6 protein-coding genes are annotated in these 4,792 nt (G+C 37.0%); 1 reads left to right on the top strand and 5 read right to left on the bottom strand.

Annotated features, from left to right (window positions below; translation table 11 throughout):
- The 3 genes from mobV to ACZ3I3_RS41185 form a co-directional block, all read right to left on the bottom strand.
- Positions 1–1,092, bottom strand: a 1,092-nt coding sequence (gene mobV / locus ACZ3I3_RS41195) for a MobV family relaxase (RefSeq protein WP_387225218.1), incomplete at its 3' end; no start/stop codon positions are given.
- A gap of 614 nt (positions 1,093–1,706) precedes the next feature.
- Positions 1,707–2,084, bottom strand: a complete 378-nt coding sequence (qacH, locus tag ACZ3I3_RS41190) for a quaternary ammonium compound efflux SMR transporter QacH (protein WP_000121134.1) — start codon at positions 2,082–2,084, stop codon at positions 1,707–1,709.
- Positions 2,084–2,635, bottom strand: a complete 552-nt coding sequence (locus ACZ3I3_RS41185; RefSeq protein ID WP_000028029.1) for a TetR/AcrR family transcriptional regulator — start codon at positions 2,633–2,635, stop codon at positions 2,084–2,086. Before ACZ3I3_RS41185 ends, qacH begins: the two co-directional genes overlap by 1 nt.
- Before the next feature lie 1,039 nt (positions 2,636–3,674).
- Here ACZ3I3_RS41185 and ACZ3I3_RS41180 point away from each other — a divergent pair.
- Positions 3,675–4,232, top strand: a complete 558-nt coding sequence (locus ACZ3I3_RS41180; protein ID WP_048558832.1) for a replication/maintenance protein RepL — start codon at positions 3,675–3,677, stop codon at positions 4,230–4,232.
- A gap of 13 nt (positions 4,233–4,245) precedes the next feature.
- Here ACZ3I3_RS41180 and ACZ3I3_RS41175 read toward each other — a convergent pair whose 3' ends face one another.
- A complete protein-coding gene (locus tag ACZ3I3_RS41175; RefSeq protein WP_350835256.1) occupies positions 4,246–4,428 on the bottom strand; it encodes a hypothetical protein in 183 nt (60 codons plus the stop codon).
- Positions 4,429–4,442: 14 nt separating this feature from the next.
- A partial coding sequence (locus tag ACZ3I3_RS41170) for a hypothetical protein (RefSeq protein ID WP_387225214.1) occupies positions 4,443–4,792 on the bottom strand: 350 nt, incomplete at its 5' end.

Raw genomic sequence — 4,792 nt, 5'->3', positions numbered from 1 at the left:
ATTCTCATTTTGGTAAGACCGGTTCTCAATTTTTAGAGTGTCCACCTGTTGTTTTAACTCCTTTTTCTCCTTCAACTGGTCATTATATTTATTAACGAGTCCATTGTACTTTTCTATCAAGTCTCCATAGTTCTTTACAATGTCTGTTTGCTTCACTTTTTGCAGTGCTTTTTTCTCTGCTAAGGAGTCTAAATTCTCTTCAATATCTTTGTAGTAATAGCGAATTTTATCTTGTCCAATTTGCATATCAGCTTTCAGCTGCGTAACTTCTTTTTGAGTCTTTTCCAACTCTTTCTGCAGATTCTCTGCTTGTAGCTGATAAGCCACACCATTGGTCGCATAATCGACTAGGCTTTTGTAGTCTTGTTCCTTCATTCCAACAAGCCCTAGAACCTTTTTAGCTTCGATATTCGCAATCGATTTCGATTTATCATCAATCTCTTGAATATGCCCCATTGTCCGCTCATATTTCTCTTGGGCTTCCTTCTCCATGCTTTGAAACGTTTGAGCCTTATATTTAGCCGTCTCCACGTGTTTACGGCTCGACGAGACCCCTCTTTCCAAATTAAAGTCATTTTGCTTCAGGTACTGATTAAAATCGTCCTGAAGACTCACCAGTTGCTTTTTCTGGCCAAAGAAATCTTTAGCCGATAGTCGGCCATCCTCCGTTACTGGAACGAAGCCTACGTGCATGTGAGGGGTTTTCTCGTCATAGTGAACAGTCGCATAGATTAAATTCTTTTCACCGTATCGATCAGCAAGGAACTCATGAGCCGTTTCAAAATACCTTTTCTGCTCTTTGGGTGAAATTTTATCGAAGAATTCCTTGTCAGAGGTAATTAAGAATTCAGCCAGCTTAACTGCATCTTTACGGATCTTTTTTCCAGAGGTCACATTGTCCTCAATTACTTGGCTAATTTTCTCGTTGTAATCAATCTGCCTTTGACCGTTTATCAAGTCATAATTCAGATGAGAATCAGCTTTATTGATGTCGGGATTCGTTTCACTTTCCCTCTCTCTTTGGTTGTGAAATTGAATCCCTTTTATCCCATTTGATTTCATTTTCTGCATTCGGATAATGGAGTAACTCATGGGGTACGCACCCTTTCTGAAAATCGATAGATTAATAGAAAGTGTAACACACTACACTTTGCACGCAAAGTTTCATGTGGTCTGCGACGCTAAAAGCCAAACCTTGGGCTTTGCCCAAACCCACTGGGGAACTCTTCCCCAGACCCCCTTAATCGAACTCCCCAACCCCTCAATCCTTGAGGGGCTCCCTCGCCGGTAGGCAGCTCAAAAGGTGTTGCCTTTTGAGACACCAAGAGGGTCTTGGTGAAGTGAGTCTATCAACTCCTTATCCTCCCTTCGGTCCGGTACCGTTGACAGACGCCATACGGGCCTCTCTCGCCTTTGTAAGAGGTTGCCCCTAGTAAAAACCCTTAAAAAGCAAAAAAGACGCTTCTAGGGGTAGCGTCAGGGAAATGCGGATTTACAACGGTAAGCATTTGATACAAGTCTTATGAGACAGTCAGAAGTCATTTAAAACGCTAATTTCATTATGTCTCAATAAACTCTACTCTATTGGAATTGTGAAGTGATACACTTAAACTAACGTACGCAGGTTTGTTGAATAAGGACTTCAAAAAATACCCTTAATTAAGCTAAAAAGTCCTTCTCTTTATTAAGAAGGACTTTTTTATGTGTTATTCCATTGTCTCATTCATTGTAATAGTTTCGCTTGCTTCATGACCAGATTCTCCATGTCCTGGTCCAAACAAATTCAATATTACAACTCCTACAAGAATCAGTGTTATTCCTGCAATGCTAGCCATGTTAAGTTTTTCCTTCCAAACTAAAACTGAAATTACTGTAGTCAAAACAAGTCCTAAACCTGCCCATAATGCATATGCAGTGTTTAAGGGGATTGTTTTTAGCGACAAGGATAAAAAGAAAAAACAACCAACGAAAGCTATTATTACCCCTATTGTAGGATAGAGTTTTGAAAAGCCTTCAGATGCTTTTAATAGGGAAGAGCCAATAATCTCCCCCACTATTGCAAGTGCTAAATATAGATATGACATTATTCGTCCTCCTGAATCATGTTTATTAGTTCATCAAAAACTTGTGTTTTTAGTTCTTCATTTAATGGTGCCATTCCAAATATTTCTGAAAACCAAAGACCATCTATGGATAATCTTGTAATTGTTATTTTGACAGGATCAATTCCATCAGTTATTAACTTTGTATGCAAAATATCGTATCTCTGCCGGAATTCATCTAATAAATCTGGATTAATAAACATAGCAGCCATTAGTGCGGAATTTAGATTATTGTTTTCTAAATCGGAAAATGTAGATTTAAGATAAGCCCTATTCCATTTTCCTATTGCGTTATCATCGTCGTTATTAACTAACGTATTAATGCATTCGAAATAATTATTTGTCCAATCTTCCACCATTCCTTTAATTAATGCTTCCTTGCTAGGAAAATGGTATAATAATCCACCTTTACTCACGCCAGCTCTTTGGGCGACTGCCTCTAATGTGAGTTTGACAACTCCTTCTTCTTTTACAATTTCAGATGCAGCAATCAATATATTTTTTTTCTTATTAGCATGCTTTGAAATAGACATAATAACCTCCATAACTTAGATACATATAATATACCTTCTGGACGGTTTTTTTGTCAATCGAATTAAAGCTCTTATTTAATATCACTCTTTCACATAAAAATAATCCAATAAATTAATCTAAAGATTGTGAAGAAATGTACTTAAAGTAAAGGGAGCTTTAGTTCAACAGTCGATTTCTTAAAATCGGCTTTATTTATGGGTGAAAATTACATTACCGTTGTAAATCCGCATTTTCAGGACTCTACCCCTTCTAGAGCGCCTCTCATTGTTTTAGCGATTAATTATTATTCCCCTTATTATTTTTTTGAAAATGTTCTTTGTAATATAAATAATCAACTTTATGTTTTGTGGACATTAATTGAGTCGCTAATATTGCGGTGTAAATTGTCGTCAATCCTAGTGCTACTACGGCTAATAAATTTAAATTACTTTTATTAATGCTACTGTTACTATTCATGAAAGCTCAACTCCCTTCTTTAAAATTAGATTTCTAAATATCAAAGATTTTTATTCGAACACCATCAATTCTCCCCTTGTTTTAGGGTGGAGGCTGGCAAGGGGGTTTGGGGGAAGCCCCCATATTGCGTAGATCCATAAGGCAAAAGAGAAAATTTATGAACGGAAGCTCTGGCGGTTTTGGCGGTATAATGGCTCGAGCAAGCCGATTTCCTGAATTCCTCGTTTTAGGTACGTCGGCTTGGCGAAAGTACAGCACCGCCAAAATTTCGGAATGCAAGGAGAAAAGGGTGGAGATTTTTCGGTGGTCTGTCCGAAAAATACTACCCGAACCTTGCGTGGAGAAAAGCCCTTTAGGAGATATAGAAGGGAACACAGAAAAAATGTTGATATATCAATGTTTTAGTTAAGGTAATGTGTCATAGCTTGTGACACGTATATGTGTCATAGCTTGTGACACATAGTTGAATTAAGATGTGTCATTTTTTGCTTGACTATAGTTCATTTTTGACCTATGATGTGTCATAAATTATACATATAGGTATCACAGCTGATGATACATAACAAGGGAGAGAAGGATTCTATGCCAGCAGAGGTGCGTAAATTGGACGAGCAGAGAAAAATTAATGTTGAGTTAACCCCTGAACAACTTCAAATGCTTCAAAGACTTATTGATCTTGAACAGCAAGAAAACAAAGACAAAGAGCAATTTGAAGAGAAAAAGAAAAATCATAATTTCATCCAGCTTTATCGTGACAACATGCCAGAATTAAGATGGTTAATGGCAAATCATAACTTCGCAAGTTCTTTATTATTTTTTATCTTGGAACACATGGATAACAGAAATGCTTTAGCTTGTTCTTATGCAGTTTTTGAAGATTATTTTGGCAAATCAAGGTCAACAGTTTACAGAGCAGTAAAGCTTTTAGAGGAGAATGGATTTTTAAATGTTTTAAAAATGGGAACATCAAACGTCTATGTAGTGAACGAAGACCTTGCTTGGACAGATGGCAATGACAAAAAGAAATTTGCTAAATACGATGGTAAAATCCTTGTCAGCAAAAAGGAAAACAAGGACTTTGAATACAAAAGCCAATTTGATAAATTTAAAGCCCTTAGAGAACGTGAAAACTTAAAATAAAGCGAGTAGATAACTACTCGCCTTTCTTTATTTCAAGAGCATATTTGCCCTCATTTGAATCTTGGTCAACACTTGTAAAAACACCAATATCTTTTATTGGAATAAGAGTTCCAGAACCTAAATGAGGTCTCTTTCTATCCCTCATAAAAAGCATTAATTCTCCCTCTTGGTCTAGTTTCTCCAACTTCTCAACCAATTGTTTCACCTTCATCAGCGTTCCATCTCCATCCCTTTTTGCCTTTGTGGCTTCTCCATTTTTTCTAAAGAGTCCTGGACTAATTTATCTTGCCTATCATCCAGGAACTTGATTGTACTTCGGTCTACATCATTCATCCTCAAGAACGTTTTTACTCGGTCAAGTTGAGCGTGTAAAACTTTGCCCACCCTCTCTTTAAAAACAGAAAACTCCTTGCTGATCTGCACGAGTTTTCCCTTCAATTTTCCGTTCTCTAATTTCAATTCCCGATTCTCATTTTGGTAAGACCGGTTCTCAATTTTTAGAGTGTCCACCTGTTGTTTTAACTCCTTTTTCTCCTTCAACTGGTCATTATATTTATTAA

This window comes from Streptomyces sp. NPDC016851, assembly GCF_055562795.1.
This window is presented reverse-complemented; position numbering and strand designations above follow the sequence as displayed.

Excerpts from the sequence above, each read along its gene's own strand:
- qacH (WP_000121134.1), bottom strand. The coding sequence starts at position 2,084 with ATGTCATATCTATATTTAGCACTTGCAATAGTGGGGGAGATTATTGGC.
- ACZ3I3_RS41185 (WP_000028029.1), bottom strand. The coding sequence starts at position 2,635 with ATGTCTATTTCAAAGCATGCTAATAAGAAAAAAAATATATTGATTGCT.
- ACZ3I3_RS41180 (WP_048558832.1), top strand. The coding sequence starts at position 3,675 with ATGCCAGCAGAGGTGCGTAAATTGGACGAGCAGAGAAAAATTAATGTT.